At 34.8% G+C, this 19,827-nt stretch carries 19 protein-coding genes; 9 read left to right on the top strand and 10 right to left on the bottom strand.

Annotated features, from left to right (window positions below; genetic code table 11):
• Nucleotides 1–151: 151 nt before the first annotated feature.
• The 8 genes from RV15_RS10300 to RV15_RS10340 all read left to right on the top strand — a co-directional run bounded on the left by RV15_RS10300 (nucleotide 152) and on the right by RV15_RS10340 (nucleotide 11,119).
• A complete protein-coding gene (locus RV15_RS10300) occupies nucleotides 152–835 on the top strand; it encodes a class I SAM-dependent methyltransferase (protein ID WP_071877962.1) in 684 nt (227 codons plus the stop codon).
• A 401-nt stretch (nucleotides 836–1,236) separates the two neighbouring features.
• The gene (gene licT, locus RV15_RS10305) at nucleotides 1,237–2,091 is read left to right on the top strand and encodes a BglG family transcription antiterminator LicT (protein WP_071877963.1); all 855 of its coding nucleotides are present in this window, start codon (nucleotides 1,237–1,239) and stop codon (nucleotides 2,089–2,091) included.
• 357 nt (nucleotides 2,092–2,448) lie between these two features.
• Entirely contained in the window at nucleotides 2,449–4,305 is a 1,857-nt protein-coding gene (locus tag RV15_RS10310; protein WP_071877964.1) for a beta-glucoside-specific PTS transporter subunit IIABC, read from the top strand.
• Nucleotides 4,306–4,320: 15 nt separating this feature from the next.
• Nucleotides 4,321–5,793 (top strand): glycoside hydrolase family 1 protein, encoded by a 1,473-nt coding sequence (locus tag RV15_RS10315; protein WP_071877965.1) that lies wholly within the window; start codon nucleotides 4,321–4,323, stop codon nucleotides 5,791–5,793.
• A 470-nt stretch (nucleotides 5,794–6,263) separates the two neighbouring features.
• A complete protein-coding gene (locus tag RV15_RS10320) occupies nucleotides 6,264–7,541 on the top strand; it encodes a radical SAM/SPASM domain-containing protein (RefSeq protein WP_071877966.1) in 1,278 nt (425 codons plus the stop codon).
• A gap of 179 nt (nucleotides 7,542–7,720) precedes the next feature.
• Complete coding sequence (locus RV15_RS10325) at nucleotides 7,721–8,917, top strand: MFS transporter (protein ID WP_071877967.1); 1,197 nt, start codon at nucleotides 7,721–7,723, stop codon at nucleotides 8,915–8,917.
• Nucleotides 8,918–8,936: 19 nt separating this feature from the next.
• Nucleotides 8,937–9,629 carry a class I SAM-dependent methyltransferase gene (locus tag RV15_RS10330; protein WP_071877968.1) on the top strand — a complete coding sequence of 231 codons (693 nt, stop codon included), beginning with the start codon at nucleotides 8,937–8,939 and terminating at the stop codon, nucleotides 9,627–9,629.
• 677 nt (nucleotides 9,630–10,306) lie between these two features.
• A complete protein-coding gene (locus RV15_RS10340; protein WP_071877970.1) occupies nucleotides 10,307–11,119 on the top strand; it encodes an HAD family hydrolase in 813 nt (270 codons plus the stop codon).
• Nucleotides 11,120–11,778: 659 nt separating this feature from the next.
• Here RV15_RS10340 and RV15_RS10345 read toward each other — a convergent pair.
• Nucleotides 11,779–12,597, bottom strand: coding sequence for a MerR family transcriptional regulator (locus RV15_RS10345; RefSeq protein ID WP_071877971.1), 819 nt, complete (start codon nucleotides 12,595–12,597; stop codon nucleotides 11,779–11,781).
• 96 nt (nucleotides 12,598–12,693) lie between these two features.
• On the opposite strand from RV15_RS10345, the gene RV15_RS10350 reads away from it, so the two are divergent.
• Nucleotides 12,694–14,013, top strand: coding sequence for a replication-associated recombination protein A (locus RV15_RS10350; RefSeq protein ID WP_071877972.1), 1,320 nt, complete (start codon nucleotides 12,694–12,696; stop codon nucleotides 14,011–14,013).
• 94 nt (nucleotides 14,014–14,107) lie between these two features.
• Here the strand turns inward: RV15_RS10350 and RV15_RS10355 are convergent, their stop codons facing one another.
• From RV15_RS10355 to RV15_RS10390, 9 genes are all read right to left on the bottom strand, one after another.
• Nucleotides 14,108–15,532: a carboxylesterase family protein gene (locus RV15_RS10355; protein WP_071877973.1), complete on the bottom strand. Its 1,425-nt coding sequence runs from the start codon at nucleotides 15,530–15,532 to the stop codon at nucleotides 14,108–14,110.
• 57 nt (nucleotides 15,533–15,589) lie between these two features.
• Nucleotides 15,590–15,946: an MmcQ/YjbR family DNA-binding protein gene (locus RV15_RS10360; RefSeq protein WP_071877974.1), complete on the bottom strand. Its 357-nt coding sequence runs from the start codon at nucleotides 15,944–15,946 to the stop codon at nucleotides 15,590–15,592.
• A 65-nt stretch (nucleotides 15,947–16,011) separates the two neighbouring features.
• Nucleotides 16,012–16,962, bottom strand: coding sequence for a zinc-binding dehydrogenase (locus RV15_RS10365; protein WP_083429157.1), 951 nt, complete (start codon nucleotides 16,960–16,962; stop codon nucleotides 16,012–16,014).
• Nucleotides 16,963–17,275: 313 nt separating this feature from the next.
• Complete coding sequence (locus RV15_RS18945; RefSeq protein ID WP_281246834.1) at nucleotides 17,276–17,440, bottom strand: type II toxin-antitoxin system mRNA interferase toxin, RelE/StbE family; 165 nt, start codon at nucleotides 17,438–17,440, stop codon at nucleotides 17,276–17,278.
• Nucleotides 17,441–17,560: a type II toxin-antitoxin system YafQ family toxin gene (locus tag RV15_RS18950; protein WP_245791331.1), complete on the bottom strand. Its 120-nt coding sequence runs from the start codon at nucleotides 17,558–17,560 to the stop codon at nucleotides 17,441–17,443.
• Complete coding sequence (locus tag RV15_RS10375) at nucleotides 17,550–17,732, bottom strand: type II toxin-antitoxin system RelB/DinJ family antitoxin (RefSeq protein WP_083429158.1); 183 nt, start codon at nucleotides 17,730–17,732, stop codon at nucleotides 17,550–17,552. Before RV15_RS10375 ends, RV15_RS18950 begins: the two co-directional genes overlap by 11 nt.
• A gap of 151 nt (nucleotides 17,733–17,883) precedes the next feature.
• Nucleotides 17,884–18,240 carry a VOC family protein gene (locus RV15_RS10380; RefSeq protein WP_071877976.1) on the bottom strand — a complete coding sequence of 119 codons (357 nt, stop codon included), beginning with the start codon at nucleotides 18,238–18,240 and terminating at the stop codon, nucleotides 17,884–17,886.
• Nucleotides 18,241–18,304: 64 nt separating this feature from the next.
• On the bottom strand, nucleotides 18,305–19,078 hold the full coding sequence (locus tag RV15_RS10385) for a helix-turn-helix domain-containing protein (RefSeq protein WP_071877977.1): 774 nt from the start codon (nucleotides 19,076–19,078) through the stop codon (nucleotides 18,305–18,307).
• A gap of 252 nt (nucleotides 19,079–19,330) precedes the next feature.
• Nucleotides 19,331–19,543 (bottom strand): hypothetical protein, encoded by a 213-nt coding sequence (locus tag RV15_RS10390; protein ID WP_071877978.1) that lies wholly within the window; start codon nucleotides 19,541–19,543, stop codon nucleotides 19,331–19,333.
• Between the last annotated feature and the right edge of the window lie 284 nt (nucleotides 19,544–19,827).

Genomic DNA, 19,827 nt, shown 5'->3' on the forward strand with positions numbered 1-19,827 from the left:
CAAGTCAATAAGTAACGGTTCAAAAATAATTATGGCACAGGTTATCAATTAATTACAGCTAAAATAAATAATCTGAGGAAAGTACGAGTAGCTAATATGATATGCTTATAGTACATAGCAAATGGAAACCCAAAGAAAGAAGGGAAAGAAGATGGCAGATTGGAATACGTTATTTTATGATCAAAAGAATATAGAACTGGCACCTGAACCTGAAGTCGTTAAATTTATTGAACTTTTAGCAACAGAATTTCCAAATGTGCGGAAGCGGAGGGTTTGGGATCTGGGCTGTGGCGGTGGACGTCATAGTGTCGTAATCGGCAAAATGGGCTGTAAGGTTTTTATCAGTGATAATTCCAGTAAAGCGATAGAGCTGACAACAAAAAAATTAGAAGAAAATAACATCGACTATCTTGAGGCTTTGACTTCGATGGAAAACTACCCGTGGAGTAAGAAGGAGTTTTTGCATGGTGTTTTTAGTTGGGCGGTTCTTCAGCATAATACTTTGGATAAAATCACTGAAGCGATTGATTGTATTCATGATTCACTTCTGGCAGGCGGCTATTTTTTAGGAACGATCAAATCGACAAAAGCAGATTTGTATGGAAAAGGGGAAGAAATTGAAAAAGATACCTTTGTGTTAGAGGTAGGAATAGAAGAAGGCGTGCCTCACCATTATTTTGACGAAGATGGAATAAAGCAGCTTTTTCCTAGTGATAAGTGGGAAATCATCATTCTCGCAGAGCAAGTAGTGAATTATATAGAAAAAGCCGAGGAATTTTGGTCGTTTAATCCATTTAGATATACTACATGGTGTGTACTTGCGAAAAAACGGTAGAGAGTTAAGCAGTAGTCTTGTTAGGGCTTGATTCCTATCTTCATTTTAGATTTCTTCAGTTAGTGCCAATCCAATCAAACTGATTATTAAAGAATTGAGGCAACTATTGTGAAGCTTATAGGAAAATATGATACATAAAATAGAATGTTATCGTAAACAATATAACAGAAACATATATTCAAATGTATATAATAGAAGCTTCTTTTCAGACTAATTCACACACAGGGAAAACTCTTACAAGTCATAATTATTCAGCTGTGAGTCATAACGTCAAATCGTTATTAGTAGCTACATGAAGTGATCAAACTTAGTCTCATAAAAAAACAAAGCCTTTCTTTTTTTTGCTTCATAGCGTAGAATAGCAAATTGAAGAAGCAGGTCAAAAATGAGGAGGTTAAGTCATGAAAATATATAAAATACTAAACAACAATGTGATCATCACAAAAGATGAGAATGGAATAGAACATGTGATTATGGGCAAAGGCATTGGATTTAAAAAGAGCGCCGGCGAAACATTAGATATGACAAAGGCTGATAAAATTTTTCATTTAGAAGATGCTGGTTTGCAGCAGCATTTTAACTCACTTAGTAATGAAGTTCCTTATCCAATTCTAAAAGTGACTGAGGAATTTATTGATATCGCAAAGAAAAAGCTGAATCAAAAATTAAATGAAAGCTTACATGTTTCTCTTGTGGATCATATTTTTCATGCGTTAAAAAGACATCAAAATGGACAATCGATTACTAATTCTTTGATTTGGGAAATCAATCGTTTATATCCAAATGAATTTGAACTAGCTAAGGATTTGCTAGATATGGTTGAGCAGGAAACAGAAGTTAGATTGCCAGCGGATGAGGCAGGATTCATTGCGATGCATTTGATCAATGCGGAAATGAATGAAGAAATGAATACAACTGTTGCGATTACAAAAGAAGTCTCTGCTATTTTAAAAATTGTGAAATATCATTTAGGGATTGAATATGATGAAGAGTCATTGAATTTTTATCGTTTTTTGACCCATCTTAAATTTTTTGTACAACGGATCACCAATGGAACGTTGCTTGATAGTGAAGATCATGACCTTTATTTATTGATGAAAAAGAAGTACCCATTAGCATATGAGTGTGCAAATAAAATTGCGGAGTATGTGTATACGACTTTCCATATGGACTTAACTTCTGAGGAAATGTTATACCTTGTGATTCATTTAAAGCGTTTATATACAAGAGAGAAAACACTTTCAAAAAAAGATTGACTTCTATTTTTGAAAATGCTATCATTTGAGACAGATAATTAAATAACGTATCAGGTTAGTGGATTGTGACTGTTCGGCAGGCGACACCTAAACTTTTACTAAGAGATTGCACACAGGGGTAGTGTATGCATTTTTTAGTAAAGGTTTAGGTTTTTCTTTTGCCAAAAATAGCTCCGGAACTATTTTAAATCAGTTAAAAATAGCCTTTTGCAATTATATTTTGTCTAGCTTCACAGGCTAGTATTTCGGGAAAAAGATAAAAATTGAGTGTGACAAAAAGCGTCACAATCAATTTTCTCTATTTTCCTGTCAAGACTAAATGAGCCTGTTCAGCTTTTAAAATTAGGAGGATTTATCATGGATACGAATCAATTAGCAGAAAAAATATTAAAAGAAGTCGGTGGCGAAGAAAACGTACAATCACTTGTTCATTGTGCGACACGCCTAAGATTTAAGTTGAAAGATAGAAATATTGTTGATAAAAGTGCTGTGGAAAGTATTCCCGGCGTAGTGACAGTGATGGAAAGTGCGGGACAATTCCAAGTAGTTATTGGTAATACTGTCCCTGAAGTTTACGCGGCGATTGGAACTATTTCTAATTTAACTGGTGATCAAACAGGTTCAGATAATAGTTCAAATGACAATGAAACGATTTTTGGGAAATTTGTAGATTTGATTTCTAGCTTATTTACGCCATTACTTGGTGTGATGGCAGGAGCTGGGATTTTAAAAGGGTTACTTTCGATTGCGACGACAACAAAATTGATCATACCAGAAACGTCAACTTATATTATTCTAAGTGCAATTGCAGATAGTTTATTCTACTTCTTACCCGTTTTGCTAGCGATCACAGCAGCCAGAAAATTCAAAGCCAATGTCTTTGTTGCAGTAACGATTGCAGGTGCGCTAGTTTATCCAACGATTATTGGGTTAGCCGCACCAGATATTTCAGCTGATTTCTTTGGAATTCCAGTGGTCATGGTGAAATATACGTCGACTGTTATTCCGATCATCTTAGCTATTTATGTGATGAGTGTCCTAGAAAAATTCTTGAACAAACGTTTACATCAAAGCATTAAAAACTTTATTACACCAATGATTCTGTTGGTTGTGATTGTTCCTTTAACATTAATGATTTTTGGTCCATTTGGTGTCTATGTAGGGAATGCGATTGCGGATGTTTTGATTACAGTCATCAACTTTAATCCGATTATTGCAGGTGCTTTAATTGCAGCGTCATGGCAAATTCTTGTGATGTTTGGTTTACACTGGGGAATTGTACCAGTGATGATGAACAATATTGCCACAATGGGGAAAGATCCTTTAAAACCAAGCGTAGCGATTTCAGTATTTGCTCAAGCAGGTGCCGTTTTAGGTGTTATGTTAAAGACTAAAAATAAAGAGTTTAGAGCATTGTCAGCTTCTGCTGTAGTCACAGCCTTATTCGGCATTACTGAACCAGCTGTGTATGGTGTGACATTAAGATTAAAACGTCCGTTTATTATTGGGGTGATTTCAGCCGCTGTTGGTGGCGGTATTGTTGGGTATGCTGGAAGTATGGGCTATGCAGCAGGACCTTCAAGTATTTTAATGATTCCAGCTTTCTATGGACCAAATGGAGAAGGCTTCGTAGGTTTCTTGATTGGTATTGCAGTAGCCTTTGTCTTAGCAGCCGTTTTAACTTATTTCATCGGCTTTGAGGATATTCCAGAAGCAACAACCGCTACAAAAGAAACAACGACAGTTGCACAGGTTGGCGTAAAATCAGAAGTGATCAGCAGCCCACTAGCTGGTGATATTGTGTCACTAGAAAATATTAATGATAAAGCTTTCGCTTCAGGAACATTAGGTCAAGGGTTAGCGATTGCTCCAACGAAAGGTGAAGTGATTTCACCCGTCAATGGCACGGTTACTATGGCCTTTGCAACAGGACACGCAGTTGGTGTAACTTCAGAAAATGGTGCAGAAGTACTGATCCATATTGGTTTAGATACTGTTCAACTAGAAGGGAAACACTTTGAGTTAAAAGTAACACAAGGCCAAACGGTAAAAGTTGGCGAGCCACTGGTTGTGTTTGATATCGAAGCGATCAAAGCAGCTGGCTTTGACGTAACAACACCGGTTATTATTACCAATACAGCAAATTATGAAGACGTTGTAGTCAGCGATCAAGCACAAGTCAATGCTGGTGACCGTTTGATTACATTATTATAAAAAGGAGTGGCGTTTATGACACAAGAAACTATATTTCCAGAAAATTTTTTATGGGGAGGCGCGATTGCAGCCTGTCAAGCTGAAGGGGCATACGGTCAATATGGTCGTGGCATGGCGGTTTCAGATATTTCATTTTTTGACAGCCAAATTGACCGTCAAGATTTAGCGAAGCATCGCAATGTAACGACAGAAAAGATTGAAGAAGCGATGGATGATCTAGATACAAGACGTTATCCTAAACGACATGGGATTGATTTTTATCATCGATATAAAGAAGATATTGCCTTATGTGCAGAAATGGGCTTTAAAGTCTTCCGCTTTTCAATGGCTTGGAGCCGTATTTTCCCAACAGGTGAAGAGTTAACACCGAATCAAGAAGGCCTTGATTTCTACGATGCTGTTTTAACTGAAATTGAAAAATATGGCATGGAACCACTTGTGACCATCTCACACTTTGAAATGCCGCTAGCGCTTGTAAATAAATATAAGGGCTGGACAGATCGTAAAGTCATTGACTTATTTGTTCGCTTTGCCGATTGCTTGTTTACCAACTTTGGGCAACGAGTGACTTACTGGATTTCCTTTAATGAAATTAATGCAGGACGTTTTTCAACCTTTAAATCTACAGGTGTCGTAGCAGATAAAACCGATAATTATATCCAAGATTGCTATCAAGCAGTCCATCATCAATTTATCGCAGCAGCACTTGTGACCAAACGGTTGCATGAAATCAATCCAGCAGGCAAAATGGGCTGTATGATTGCACGCTTTACGACTTATGCTGCAACGTGTAAGCCAGAGGATGTCTTACAAATGATGCATGACGATCAATATGATAACTTCTTCTATACAGATGTGATGATTCGCGGGGCTTATCCTGGCTATATGAATCGCTTCTTTAAAGAAAATGGTGTCTCAATCGTTTGGACAGACGGAGATAAAGAGCTATTAAAAGAATATACGTCTGATTATTTAGCATTCAGTTACTATATGTCTAATGTCTCAAGTGCACAGCCAGATGAAGGCGACATGACAGATGCCAACTTGAAAAAAGGGCTAAAGAATCCTTATCTAGAAAGCTCAGCTTGGGGCTGGCAAATTGACCCTAAAGGCTTGCGTTACACATTAAATGACCTTTATGATCGCTATCAAGTGCCTTTATTTATTGTAGAAAATGGTATTGGTGCTGAAGATAAAGTAGCAGCAGATGGGAGTATTCATGACACCTACCGTATTGATTATTTGCAAAAACATCTTGAGCAAATGAAGGAAGCTTTGATCGATGGTGTTGATTTAATTGGGTACACGACGTGGTCTTCGATTGATATTGTTTCGTCGGGTACCTCTGAAATGTCAAAACGATATGGCTTTATCTATGTCGATCAGGATGATGATGGTAACGGGACATTGGCTCGTAGCAGAAAAGATTCTTTCTATTGGTATCAAAAAGTGATTCAAAGTAACGGAGCAGAGTTGATAGTTTCATAAAAATAGAATTTTTAAGCACCATACGCAGAGGGGATGATTGCGTAGGGTGCTTGTTTGGCAGGGAGACAAAAGCTTTTATAATTTGAACCTTATACTTTTTAACCTCTTTTTATTGTGATTTTTTGAGCAATAAAGCGTTTACATTTAAAATCTTTATGATATAATTAGTTTATATTAATTAAGAAAGGGTGTGAGAAATGATGGGAAAACCAGAATTTGTTTTATCTAATTCTAACCAAAATGCAACGATGGGGTCAGGATCTACAGTAGTAAATTGTGCGCAAGGAAGAAAATAGTGTGATGTTATTTTATTAGTGATAGTCAGAAATTTATATGAGGGTTCTCTTGTATTTTTTGACTATCTTTTATATTTTTTTAAAAGAAAATAAATAGAGATCTGTTCATGTTTTTATAGCTGATATTAGGTTGGAAAACATTTTATAATAATATAGGATTTGGAGGTGTATTATATGTATTTATCGTTAAAAGAAGGAAACTATCTTTTGAATCAACCTACAGGAATTTCTTTTTCATATATACTTAATGGTACGTATATGAATATTGGGGTAAACAAAAGTGCAGAGGATATTTTGCTTAGATTAAGCGGACAATATGAGCAAGAAATGATCGTGGCAGAGCTTTGTGAAGTATATAATGAAAAGCATGATGTAGTCAAAGGATTCGTTAACGAATTTATTAATACCCTAAAGTCCAACAATGTTATTGTTGAGTCAAACGAGATAAAGAATAACATCGTTTTGAGAGGCAGTGAAACATACTATACACCAGAACATGTTACTTTCGAATTAACGCATAAGTGTCCGTTAAGTTGTCAGCATTGTTTTGTAGATGCTGGATTTGGCAGTGAAATGGATAGTTTAAAATGTAAGGAGTCTCTTCAAGAATTACTTGATATGGGCGTAAGTGTATTTCAGTTAACTGGTGGCGAGCCGTTTGTGTATAGTAAAGTTGATAAAATAATCGAAATGATTCATCGAGAAGGTAGAGCGATCCACATAACTACAAGTGGTTATATTTATACTAAGACCGTTCAATCTTGCTTGGATTTATTATCTGAAAGCGATACTTCGCAAATTCAAGTATCAGTTGATGGACTTGAAGCGACACACAATCAAATACGAGGAAAAAAAGATTCATATGATAAAGCAATAAAATTTATTAAGGGATGTGTAAAAAGAGGGATAAACACAAGTGTGGCTACTTCTCTAATAAAGCAGCCCATTGAGGAAATCGAAAAATTAGCTAGCATAGTTAAGGCGCTTGGAGTGACAGAGTATAAGTTAGGCTTAATTACGAATCAAGGAAGGGCAAAAGATAATAAACTTAATGGTTATACTTATAATGAGTATTGTAGCATAGTAAATTATCTGAAAAAAAATTTTGATGATGAATTTTTTACGATAGAGGAAATAGAAGAAAAAAGTGAGATAGGTAACTGTGGAGCAGGTTATAAAACATTAAAAATCAAACCGAATATGATGGTAACCCCTTGTGCCATGATGCAGTTGAACATTGGTAATTTGAAACATGAACAACTTAAAACAATTTTAAATAGAAGTTTCAAGTTGTTCTCAAAATTAGAGTTTCCGGATTCAAAACAGTGTTCAACATGTTCAGAAGAAAATTATTGTAAAGGATGTATTTCAGAAGCCATTATAAGAAAAGATTCAGTCAGTATCTGTAACTGGGAAGTGAAACAGCAAGGGATATTGTGTGAAATTATTTGATCTTGTATGCGAGACTCATAAAAAGATGTAGTTGAAAAATAAGATGGCACTATCAGTGATAGTGTACCATTATGAGGAGAATCTACGTATGAACATTTAAAATTACCTTACTTTGAAAGAGTAAAGAGAAAATCAAAGAAATAAATTTCTGTTTCTTGATAAGTAAGGGTGAGAAAAAAATGAAAAAAAATATAGCGTTTAAAAAGCTTGTTATCGGTCAAATGTTTGCGAATATTGGCGATATTATCTACACAATTGCCGTCGTTAGTTCAGTTTTTACACTAACAAACTCTGCATTAGCTGCTTCTCTAGCTCCAGTTATTATGACTGTTGGGACAGTATTTTCTGGATTGTTAACGCCTGTATTAATTAATTATGCTACACTGACAGATATTTTACGAAAAACTCAATTATTTAAAACATTTATATTAATAGGATTAGCAGTTTATTTAAACTTAAAAGTAAATAATGAAAATCTGTTCTTTTTATATACATTTATTTTTAGTATTTCTTTTTTAGATGGTTGCGCTGAGCCAATAAGTAGGGCATTGATACCTCATTATGCCGCAAAGTCTTATTTGATACGTGCCAATAGCATTTTTAGTACAATGCTTCAAATTGTCAGTATTGGTGGATGGGCAGTGGGCTCTTCTTTATTGATAATCTTCTCTATATCTGGCCTAATTTGGATTAATGTCGGTATATTTGCTATTGCTACTTTCGCTTTTTGGTATTTACCAACAGTTTCTACGACTGATAATGCTGATGGAGACAGATGGAAACACCTGATTTCTGGATGGCAAGAAATACGTAAACAACCCATTATATTTACAATTGTGAGTATGGATATACTTGAGAGTATTGCAAATACGGCGTGGATTTCAGCCGTTGTATTGGTCTTCGTGAAAGATGTTTTACATGTTTCAGAGAATTGGTGGGGCTACATTAATGCCACTTATTTTCTAGGTGCTGCTCTAGGAAGTATGATTGTATTTTATTTAAATGTAATGGTTGATAAGAATAAATCTAAAGTAATAGTCATAAGTTCAATTTTGGGTGGAGTCATTACATTACTCGTTGCTTTAGGAGGAAATCCATTTCTTATTTTAGTGTATTCAATTCTGATAGGTGTCTTCTTGCAAGTTAAGAATATCCCTCAAGCTACGATCCTACAACAGAAAATCGATAGAAATAAATTAACATCTGTGTATGCTGCAACAGGTATATTGAATACTGCAACCTTTTCTTTGTCATCACTATTGATGGGAGCTGTGGCAGATACCTTAGGTGTGAATGTTGTTTTTGTTCTTTCAGGAATACTATTATTTGTGGTTGCTTTTATAGCGAGAAATAAAAAGGAATTGCTAGATAATTAGGTAAAGAGAGGGAAAGATGATGGCAGATTGGAACACTTTATTTTACGATAAAAAGAGTATAGAAATGGCTCCTGAACCTGAAGTCGTTAAGTTTATAGAACTTTTAGCAAAAGAATTTTCGAATGAGCAAGAGAAAAAAGTCTGGGATTTAGGTTGTGGTGCTGGACGTCATAGTGTTGTAATTGGCAAAATGAACTGTGAAGTTTTCATCAGTGACCATTCTGCTAAAGCAATAGAATTAACGAAAGAAAAACTAGATGATAATAAAATTCGCTATACGGAGGCCTTGTCTTCCATGGAAAACTATCCGTGGCAGGAGAAAGAGTTTTTACATGGTGTTCTTAGTTGGGCTGTTTTACAGCATAATACGTTAGATAAAATAGTCAAATCGATTAATTGTATATACGAGTCGCTGATTACAGGTGGCTATTTTTTAGGAACGATCAAATCGACAAAAGCAGATTTGTATGGAAAAGGGCAAGAAATCGAAAAAGATACGTTTATTTTAGATGTAGGAAAAGAAGATGGTGTCCCACATCATTACTTTGATGAAGAGGGGATAAAACAACTTTTTCCTGATGATCAGTGGGAAATCGTTATTCTTGCTGAGCAAGTAGTGAATTACGTATCGACAGTAGAGAAGTTTTGGGAAATCAATCCATTTAGATATACAACTTGGTGTGTACTTGTAAAAAAACGGTGGGAGATTTAAAAAGTAATCTAAATATTTTCTAAATGAATTAGTCATGAAACAGATCTTTTTATCCATTTATTTTTAGTAATAAGAAAACCGTGAACCTTTGCGTCTTAAATGGATCACGGTTATTTTCTGTAGAATGATGGTGAGATTGATCAAATAATCGCTATCAAAGTAAGGAATTTGATGCGAGCAAGATTCTTTACTTTGATGGGCTTATTTTACATAGTAATAATAATATAGTCGTATCATTATATGAAAAAGTGAGATTATTAAATGGGATTGGAAGTTATTGCGCGTATGCTTGCGTATACAGTTCTTCCAGTATTGCTACACGAATTTATCGTTAACTGGTTAAGTATTTTTATAAAGCGAAAGAGGAAATTTCAAATCTTCTTTCTTTTGTTAGCTAAATTTGCGGATAAATATGGAAAGATAGCAGTAGGGAAATTGTTGGGGACCTCTATTTTTGGCATGGATCAAGCACCAAGATTTTATTTATTTAAAGGTGGGCTGTTTTTGATTAAGATCTTCATTTTGTGCTGTATATATATTTTTTTACTTCCCTGTTCCTAGTTCCTCGATAAAATCGAGCAAAACGTTATACCTTCTTTAAAGTTATGTACTATTTTTTATAAAAGTGCTTCTGACTCTGAATTAGGAGTATAATAAAAAAAGGGGATGTGAAAAAGATGGAAAATATTCAATTGATAGCTTCAGATATGGATCATACGCTTTTGACAGAAAAGGGAGAACTCCCTCCTGATTTTAATTCAGATATTTTAGCATTAGAACAACTAGGTGTCTCTTTCGCAATAGCTAGTGGTCGACCATTGTATACATTAACTAATCTTTTTTCTGAGTTAAACGAGAAAATGATTTTTATCAGTGATAACGGTGGCCTAATCAGTTATAAAGGGAAAATTATTTTCAAAAGTCTTATCTCTCCAGTAGATTATAAAACAATGATTCACTTTGTTGAAGAGCAAACAAATGGTATTGCGATTTTATGTGGTCTGGATTCTGCCTATCTATCTGAAAAACATAAGAAGTATGCTGCATTTTTACGCACGTTTTATACCAATATTACTTTTGTAGAAGATATTCAATCAATTCAAATAGATATAGATAAATTTACCATTTACTTTCCCGAAAATGATAGCAAAGTAAACTATCATGAAAAGATAATGCCTAAATTCAATGAAAAATTTTCAGTAACAATTGGCGATACAATCTGGATCGACATCATGAATAAAGGAGTAGATAAAGGTCAAGCTATGGCTATTTTAGGAGAAAAATTAGGTATTGATTCAAGTCAAATGATGGCTTTTGGAGATACATATAACGATAAAGAAATGCTTCAATATGTAAAGTATAGCTATATTGTAGGGAATGCTGACGAGGATATGAAGCAATATGCTCAGTTTGTAACGAAGACTAATGATGAGTATGGTGTAACAAAAGTAATAGAAGAATTGATAGAGATAAAAAATAATTTGAGGTAACTGAATAAGGTTGTTAGGTAAAAGACCAGGATACTCCTGTCTTCTATTTTAATAAAGTGTAACTTGCTATGATTCACGTGCGCATTTGTGTATGTTGTGAGTATTCCTGTAAAATCTCTGATTAAATTAGCAAAGTACTACAACACAAGCACTGATTATATTCTTGGACTAACTGATATAAAAAAACTTATTCTGAAAAGTAGATAGAAGGTAAGAATAAAGCATAACGACCTTTTGCTTCTATCAAATTAGACTGTTTTTTTATAGCCAATATTAGCTTTTCTACTGTATTTTTGATACTATGATGGTGCGAAACGATAATAATTTTACAAGGGAACACAAAAAACACTCTACGGCGAATAGAGTGGTTTTTCATGTGTGCCATAACCTGTAGATTTCTTTAAATAGAAAATATTACCACAATGCATATACTTAATAAAACAAACCATGGATTACTAGGTATGTAAATCGAAAAAAACTATCACAAGCTGTTCTAAAAAAGGCTTTTTCGATTTATATATGTTAGAAATTTAGTATTATTTAAAAATCAACTAAGAAATTTCTACACCTATAATCATCCAGACGATTTTTATAACTTTACCAGTATCATCAAGCAAAAGCTAAATTGAATAGTGCTGTTGCCTAGATTTTTTTCCTGTCTATTCAATCTTTTCATTAAAAATGGCAAACTCAAGCCACCCATATTTAGAAGCCCCTGTTTCAATAAGGGTGGCTCCTGAATTAAGCTGCCATAGATAGTCTGCAGTTTTTAACTTATTTTTTTGACAGAATGACTTTAATTTAGTTAATCCCTGATGGATACCAGCCTCATTATTTTCCACTAAAATACAAGCGTAACTACCTGCGTTTTTTTCCATGATGGGGATAAAAACTTTATGATCACTATCAATTTTTTCTTTAATAATTCTAAAAGATGCCTCAGCGTAGCCGTTGGGGTTATTAACAGATAATGTAGTTAAAAAACCAGATTTAGCTGTATCCATAACAGCCAATGAGTCCAATTGCTTATAGAATTCTGAAAACAATTGAGCGACCTCTTCCTCCGTACAACTCACAGATTGGCGAGAACACCAAAATATTGTTTTAATTCGCTGTTCTATCTTGGGCTGATATAGGGGAGTGTCTTCAATAACAGATTGATCTTCAATTTTTTTGTTGATTACATTTTGGATTTTAATCAACTCGTCAATTTTTTTATCAATTTTATTTTGAGCATTCAGCAATTGAGGTGCTGGGACACCTTTTGAATGTATTTTGATTGCTTTAATTTCAGCTATTGGAATATCTAAACTACGTAATCCGAGTATAAACATTAAATCGTATAATTGGTTATAATCATAGTAACGGTAACCAGCTTCAGTTTTTTTGGATGGTTTAAAAATATTTTCTTGGTCATAAAATATTAATGTACGGCGGGTTGTATTGGCTAATTTGGCCATCTCACTTATTTTTAACATGTGCGACTCCTTCATTGACTGTAACGTAACGGTATAGTGTATGATTCATTATAACATGAAAATAAATTTAGACTTAAAAGAAAGGTGGTTTAATAAATGAAGCAGGAATCCCTTTTCTCTAATCAACATCAAAATTCACCATTAGCCAGTCGGGTTCGACCACGAAAATTAGCTCAATTTGTTGGGCAACAGAACCTACTTGGCCCCAACAAAATTTTACGAGAAATGATTGAAAGTGATCAAGTGCCATCTATGATTTTTTGGGGACCACCGGGTGTAGGCAAAACAACTTTAGCAGAAATTATAGCAAGCAAAACTAAATCTAGTTTTTTGAGCTTTAGTGCAGTGGATAGCAGTATCAGTAAGATAAAAAAAATCATGAAACAAGCTGAGTTAGATCGCGAGATTGGGCAAAAAACAATCGTTTTCGTTGATGAAATACATCGCTTTAATAAAGCACAACAAGATGCCTTTTTGCCTTATGTTGAAAAAGGCAGCATTATCCTAATCGGTGCTACAACTGAAAACCCGTCTTTTGAAGTGAATTCAGCCTTGTTATCTCGGTGTAAAGTATTTGTACTTCATGCACTGAATCAGGCAGATATTGTCATATTAATTGAAAATGCTCTCAGTAACCCAAACGGATTTGGAGAACAAACAATCAATATTAGCCCTGATGAAATTCAAGCGATTGCTAATTTTGCAGACGGTGATGCCAGAATGGCACTAAACACATTAGAAATGGCCGTTCTTAATGGCGAAAAAACAGACAATATTATTACAGTGACACTCGATAATTTAAGTCAATTAATCAATAAAAGATTTGTGCGTTATGATAAAAATGGGGAAGAGCATTACAATATCATTTCAGCCCTCCACAAGTCGATGCGTAACAGTGACGTCGATGCTGCTATTTATTGGCTATCTCGGATGCTTGAAGGTGGTGAGGACCCTATATATATAGCACGGCGACTTGTTCGGTTTGCAAGTGAAGATGTTGGATTAGCAGATACGAATGCACTCAATCTTGCTATTAATGTTTTTCAGGCGTGTCAATTTATTGGAATGCCTGAATGTGATGTTCACTTAGTGGAAGCAGTAACCTACTTATCTCTGGCGCCTAAATCTAATGCCATTTATAAAGCCAGACTAGCTGCTGCCAAAGATGTTAAGACAACAGCTAATGATCCTGTACCTTTACAGATACGTAATGCACCTACTAAACTTATGAAAGATTTAGGGTACGGTAAAGGATACGAATTAGCTCATTATGCCGAAGATAAGTTAACGACTATGAACACCATGCCGCCTTCTGTAGCGGGACATCAGTATTATAAGCCTACCAGTGAAGGAAATGAACGACGCTTTAAAGAACGTTTAGCTCAAATAAAAGAGTGGCACACGAAAAATGGATAGAACAAATGAAAAAAGTATTCTTGAGATAAGAATACTTTTTTCATTAAGAGAATTACTGTTCAAAATTTTTATTGTTCCATTTTTACTTACTAGCCTATGTTCGTGTAACACCATCAAATAATTTAAAAACATGTTGAATATGTTGGCTACTTTCATAAGGTCTCTGTCCGATGTCTTTAACAATAGGTTGGTTGTCAACAGGTTGCCAAAGCTGATGGTATTGTCCAGTTGCAAAAGACAAAATCGTGTCAGTAACAAATTGATCACGCACCAATTGTTCTTGACTTGCGTTGGGAAGCTGACCACCTACAATTCCATACATTTCAGTCCCATGAACTGCTGGTGACCCTTCTGTCGGACCAACACTCAGCATGTAAGCACGTCCGCCAGCATTGGCATGACTAAGCGCAGCTCTTGCTTTTGGTAGGGTAAAATTATAATCAGTATGAACTTCCCCTCTAACTTCTACAGGCTCTTTCCCATCTTTATAAGCGTCAATTATCCGTTCAGACTGGCTTCGTGGAATGCGAGAACCATTGACAAGTTCATCAACGATCGCTTCATTGCTTTTAGGATTAAAAGCTTCCCTAGTATTTAAAACATACCATCCTGCTTCATAAGTTGTACTGCTGATTAATAGATCAATCTCTTTGTGGACGCCTTTAGCAATCATATCCATAGGCGTTCCCTCAAGTACAGCTCCTGGTTGGCGATGGTCATCTACAACCGCTAGAGTTGTATTATCTATCCCATGACGTTGACCTGAATCTTTTGGCAGTAGTTTTGATAAAGTGTTCGTCAATAGTTGACCATCAACAGCTAATAATTCTTCAGGATTTTGCTCAAGTCCTAACTCACTAAGAAGCTGATAAGCTAGCTCTTCAGCCCACCAAGCAGGAACAATCCGTGAAGGAAATCCAGAAAAAGCTGCTAGCCGATGGAAGAGTCCAGTTGCTGATGGAGCAGCTAAGAGTGCCATTAAGTTGTAAGCACCAGCACTGTGTCCAGTAACTGTCACTTGATTAGGATCACCTCCAAAATATGCAATATTCTGTTGTATCCACTTAAGCGCAGCAATGATATCTTGTAAGCCCAAATTAGTTGCATCTTTAAGTCGTCCTCCATATTGAGAAAGAGAAAGCCAACCAAGTGCACCTAGCCGATAATTGATAGAGACTCCTATCACTTGATTACTCGATGCTAGGCCGAAAAGAGAAGAGGTGTCTTGACTATTTGAACCATATTCCCAGCCACCACCGTGGATATAAACGACTACAGGTAAGGGAGAATCACTATTTTTCGGTGCCCAAATATTGAGATTCAAGCAATCTTCGCTCGTTCCCCAATCAGAATTTAACCAGCTAGAGTCACCCAGTTGAAGTGAGGCTGGACCTGTTTTATCATATTGAATTGTTTCATCAAATGGCACCACTATTGGTTTGCCAAAGCGTTCAGCTTTCGCATATGGTATCCCAAACCACTTACGTACTTCACTTTTTTTCTTATTTAATAGAGACATTTGATTTCCCTCCGAGTTCTACTATTCATTTACTTATCTAATAGACTATTTTAAATTTTAATAAGTCATTTTATAGCTATTATCTATCATTTCTTCTACTTCTTTAAAAGATACGTTCGAATTAAGATCGATCGTTATCCAATTTTCTTTATTCATATGATAAGCTGGGTAATAGCCCTCTTTGCCTAAAAAGGAACCTAGTAATTCTGGTTCAATTTTCAAATCAATAACATCCGTATCACCTGTACCTTTTAAACCTAACTTACTTTTAGAAACATTCATGATTAGACCATACCACTTATCATTATGATTATGCCTCAACACACAATAGTTTGGAAACTTAGAAAATGTTTTTTCAGGATTCGTTAAATAGTTTGATTTCACATAATTTAAAATTGATTCTCTTGTAATCATTGAATTCACTCCGTTTTTTTATTATTTTAATGATGACTTTAAGCGATATAATAAAATCTGAGATTCTAATCATTCGTAACGATAACTTGACCGACTGGACGATCTTTTTCCATTACATAGCGCTGAGCATCTTGAATATCGTCTAGTTTAAAAACTTTAGCGATCGGAATGTGTAACTGTTTTTTATTAATAAGATTAAATAGCTCATCAACTACCGAACTATTAACATTAGATGAATCATAAATTGTTGCATACTTGTTAGCCAAGTTATTAAAAGGATCAAAATCTTTCCATAGCCATTCACCAGTCAATAAACCAACTAGCGTGTAAACACCTCCAGCTTTAAGATGTGCTAAGGAATCCTCTACAGTTGAAGCTCCTACCATATCGATTATCCCATCGAATTTTTTCCTTGTTTCAATATGATTGTCTTTATCTAGGATAACTTCACTGGCTCCTAAAGTATATAACAAATCTTTACGACTGTTTTGCCTGGTTGTGCTAGATATAGAAAGTCCTAATGCCTTTCCTAGTAGTAACGCAGCCATTCCAACACCAGTAGTCCCACCGCGGATCAATAAAGATTGACCTTTACTAATCCGTGTTGCTTTTAGGGCACCGAAAGCAGTATAGAAGGTTTCAGGATAACTGGCTAACTCTATCCAAGTTCCATTGAATGTTACGGGGTAAATAATATTATCAGGAACTAAAGCATATTCTTGATAACTGCCATCAAATTCACGACCAAGGCCACCCATAAAGGTTACGACCTTTCGACCTTTTTCTAAGTTGCTTTCCTGTGAAGGAGTATAGACTTCACCAACAGCTTCAATTCCTATTACTTTTGGAAATTCGACTGAAGGAGACCCACCTTCTCTAGTTAACACCTCGTATCGATGTACTGGAAAAGCATGAATCTTGATAACTGTTTTGTTTTTAGTTGAATTAGGAATTGGACGTTCTTCAATTTCCAGTACTTCTGGACCACCAGATTTTTTTATGACGACTGACTTCATAATAATAAGTCCTCCCTTAACTATTTATTTTATAATATAGACTATCTCGTCACGTCACAGTCAAGACAGAGGGTTCAATAAAGAGAAATTTATCTATTAAATGCCTTTAATTTGAATCGTTTATGATGCCTTCTATAGTAAACACGTAAAAAGTGGTAAGAAAGATTTATTTAGGAAAGCTGATTTATAGTTTTTTGAGTATTATAAAATCCATTATCTGAAATGTTACTTTAAAAAAAACACTGACATAACTGAATTTGACTGGGTTCTAAGATATAAGAAGAGTACCCTTTGAAAACTCAAAAGGTACTACTTAAGTAGTTCTGAAAACTTGGGTATATGAACCTGTTGCAAGTAACCATAATTCCAAACAGCCATTATCAATTCGATAAATAAGTAACCAATCATTTTCAATAGGCAATTTTCGTAACCCTTTTTTATTTCCTTTTAAGGCATGGTCTTTATAGTTATGTGCCAGTTACTCTGTATCTTGACTAAGCAACAAGCCAGGAACTACCTCAAATTTATCCATATCATACTGTTTTTTCTTTAAAGCTTTATAGTTTCGTTCAAATGTGGGAACTGTTTTAATCTTCATTGTTTAATTCTTTCATTAGCTCTTGTTTATTATTAAACGTCTTGTAATTACCATTTTCAATTTCTTTCAGTGCTTGAGATAGATCGTCTTGACCTAGAGAAAGTGTGAATGGAATCGCTTGCTCCTTAACAACCTTAGTTAAATAAATTTTGATTCCTGTAGAGAGATCCATGCCAATATCATTCTAAAAAATAAACGTGTTTCGCATAACATAGAGAATCAAGTCAACGTTATATTTTATTCCACTTAAGCATTATTTCTAAAATAAAAAAACGACGAATCATTTATCCGTCGTTTTAGCGTTATATAAGCACCGTTTCAATCTATTCTTGATCGTATAACCAATAAAACGATAACTTATTGCCATCTGGATCAGAGAAATCAACGTATCGAATGATACCTGGTACATCCTCAATCACCTCATCAACAATTACACCAAGTTTTTTTAAACGTTCAAATTCTGTGTCTAAATCTTCCACTTCTAAACGTAAACCGTTCTCTGAAACATTAATTTTTTCTTCGAAAAGTTGAATCCAAACAGAACCAATTGGATACTCAATAACGCCTTCAACAGGGTTAATTTTCTCATCACTCATAAGAAGTCTTTCATACCAACTTGCAGCCTCCTCCAAATTACTTACTGGTAGACCTACAGTGATACTCTTTACATTTAAACTCATAACTATTTCCTCCATTTCATTAACTTACAGTTATTTTATCATTTCACGGTCAGATAATATTATCCTAGATTGTGTTCTTTAAACGGGAGATTAAAAGTTTTCCCACATTCACTAATATGGGTGGGTCTTCTGGTATTGGTTCTCTCAGCTTAATCGTGTAATGATTGCCAGAACAGTTTGGAAAAGATAACCTGTCATCTTCTTTCCCCCTCAAACTATTGCCTAAGTTAAAGTAAGATAGAATATTATTGGAATGGCTTATCCCACAAGCTAATAAATAATAGTCTCCACTTGGAATATTTTTCAATTTATTTCCGATTAAATTTTTAGTCGCTAATCCAGATATCGGCATATGATTCGGGATAAGTGTACGGAAAAGTCCAATAAATATAATCCCCATCTCAAATCCATCCGGTACTTCAATCGTTACGGTGCAAAAAGACTGACTCTTTTCTTCAAAATGCGCTATCGACTGATCCTGATCATCCGTTTCAAAACGTTTAACATCATAAAAAATTTCACTCATTTCAGTTTTGTACTCTTTAGGTGAACTACCTGTATATTTTTTAAACGTATTCGTGAAACTACCGCTGCTTTCAAAACCTGAACGTTCTTGTAGATCGAGTATTCGTTTTTCTTCATCAAGTTCAAAGATTGCCTTTTCAACTTTTGAACTAGAGAGAAGTTCAACAACACTGAATCCATTTATTTCTTTAAATTTCCGACTAAAGTGATGTTTATCATAACCAAAGTGAACGGCAATTTCCTCACTGGTCATTTTTCTACTAACAGCTTCTTCTGAAATGAAAGAAAGAATTTCAGGCATTTTCGTTTTCATGTTTGTTCCTCCTTTAAAGAAAAAGCTTTGAGAAGTCCTATAAATAAGGGGTTTCAAAACTTGTGGTGTCATGCCCACTCGATAAAATAATAGAAGCTTGAAACCACTGGGGTAAAGGGATTTTAGCTAATTCAGCTATTCTGTTAAACGGTACTTTCCTAAATCGTCAATAGTAGGAATATTTTTAATCTTTGAATTAGGAGAAGTGTAAAGATTTTCGGTATCTATATAGTTATAAGAGTTAGTTATGAGTTAATTTTCTAAGACAAAAGAAAGAATATCATTTCTGCTTTTCTTGCCATCATGAATGTCTTTTAGAAGCTGAACCATGTCTTTTGTTGGCTCGAATCCCTCGTACATACTTGAACCTAAAGAGTTCTTCATTATGGTATATTCTTTTTTTGTTTGAAATTGTACACCTTGAATGGATAATTCTTGTTCATTTAGTTTAATTTGAAATGCCATAATAACCCCTCCTTGTGTTTGGTCATTATACTATGTTTTTTAACTGTTTTCAAAAAGTGGGAAAGTAGTTTGGTAAGTTGCTGAGAGTGTTTAAATCTATTGTTCATCAATATTAGTTCGGCTAATACTGATGAACTTTAAAATCCCATTTTGCGGCTAGGATTTTAAATCAAAATATTTTTGAGTTTCTTGATCTAATGTTTTTAGTATCCGTTCATGCTCATAGAAGAGGTTATCGGGAATAGAATGATTATGGGTGTTGTTTTTTAGTGAACTGAATGTTT

Origin of the sequence: Enterococcus silesiacus (assembly GCF_001886225.1) — a bacterium.
Lineage (GTDB): Bacteria > Bacillota > Bacilli > Lactobacillales > Enterococcaceae > Enterococcus_L > Enterococcus_L silesiacus.

Coding starts and splice junctions, on each gene's coding strand:
- RV15_RS10300 (WP_071877962.1), top strand. CDS start 152: ATGGCAGATTGGAATACGTTATTTTATGATCAAAAGAATATAGAACTG.
- licT (WP_071877963.1), top strand. CDS start 1,237: ATGAAAATATATAAAATACTAAACAACAATGTGATCATCACAAAAGAT.
- RV15_RS10310 (WP_071877964.1), top strand. CDS start 2,449: ATGGATACGAATCAATTAGCAGAAAAAATATTAAAAGAAGTCGGTGGC.
- RV15_RS10315 (WP_071877965.1), top strand. CDS start 4,321: ATGACACAAGAAACTATATTTCCAGAAAATTTTTTATGGGGAGGCGCG.
- RV15_RS10320 (WP_071877966.1), top strand. CDS start 6,264: ATGTATTTATCGTTAAAAGAAGGAAACTATCTTTTGAATCAACCTACA.
- RV15_RS10325 (WP_071877967.1), top strand. CDS start 7,721: ATGAAAAAAAATATAGCGTTTAAAAAGCTTGTTATCGGTCAAATGTTT.
- RV15_RS10330 (WP_071877968.1), top strand. CDS start 8,937: ATGGCAGATTGGAACACTTTATTTTACGATAAAAAGAGTATAGAAATG.
- RV15_RS10340 (WP_071877970.1), top strand. CDS start 10,307: ATGGAAAATATTCAATTGATAGCTTCAGATATGGATCATACGCTTTTG.
- RV15_RS10345 (WP_071877971.1), bottom strand. CDS start 12,597: ATGTTAAAAATAAGTGAGATGGCCAAATTAGCCAATACAACCCGCCGT.
- RV15_RS10350 (WP_071877972.1), top strand. CDS start 12,694: ATGAAGCAGGAATCCCTTTTCTCTAATCAACATCAAAATTCACCATTA.
- RV15_RS10355 (WP_071877973.1), bottom strand. CDS start 15,532: ATGTCTCTATTAAATAAGAAAAAAAGTGAAGTACGTAAGTGGTTTGGG.
- RV15_RS10360 (WP_071877974.1), bottom strand. CDS start 15,946: ATGATTACAAGAGAATCAATTTTAAATTATGTGAAATCAAACTATTTA.
- RV15_RS10365 (WP_083429157.1), bottom strand. CDS start 16,962: ATGAAGTCAGTCGTCATAAAAAAATCTGGTGGTCCAGAAGTACTGGAA.
- RV15_RS18950 (WP_245791331.1), bottom strand. CDS start 17,560: ATGAAGATTAAAACAGTTCCCACATTTGAACGAAACTATAAAGCTTTA.
- RV15_RS10375 (WP_083429158.1), bottom strand. CDS start 17,732: ATGGATCTCTCTACAGGAATCAAAATTTATTTAACTAAGGTTGTTAAG.
- RV15_RS10380 (WP_071877976.1), bottom strand. CDS start 18,240: ATGAGTTTAAATGTAAAGAGTATCACTGTAGGTCTACCAGTAAGTAAT.
- RV15_RS10385 (WP_071877977.1), bottom strand. CDS start 19,078: ATGAAAACGAAAATGCCTGAAATTCTTTCTTTCATTTCAGAAGAAGCT.
- RV15_RS10390 (WP_071877978.1), bottom strand. CDS start 19,543: ATGGCATTTCAAATTAAACTAAATGAACAAGAATTATCCATTCAAGGT.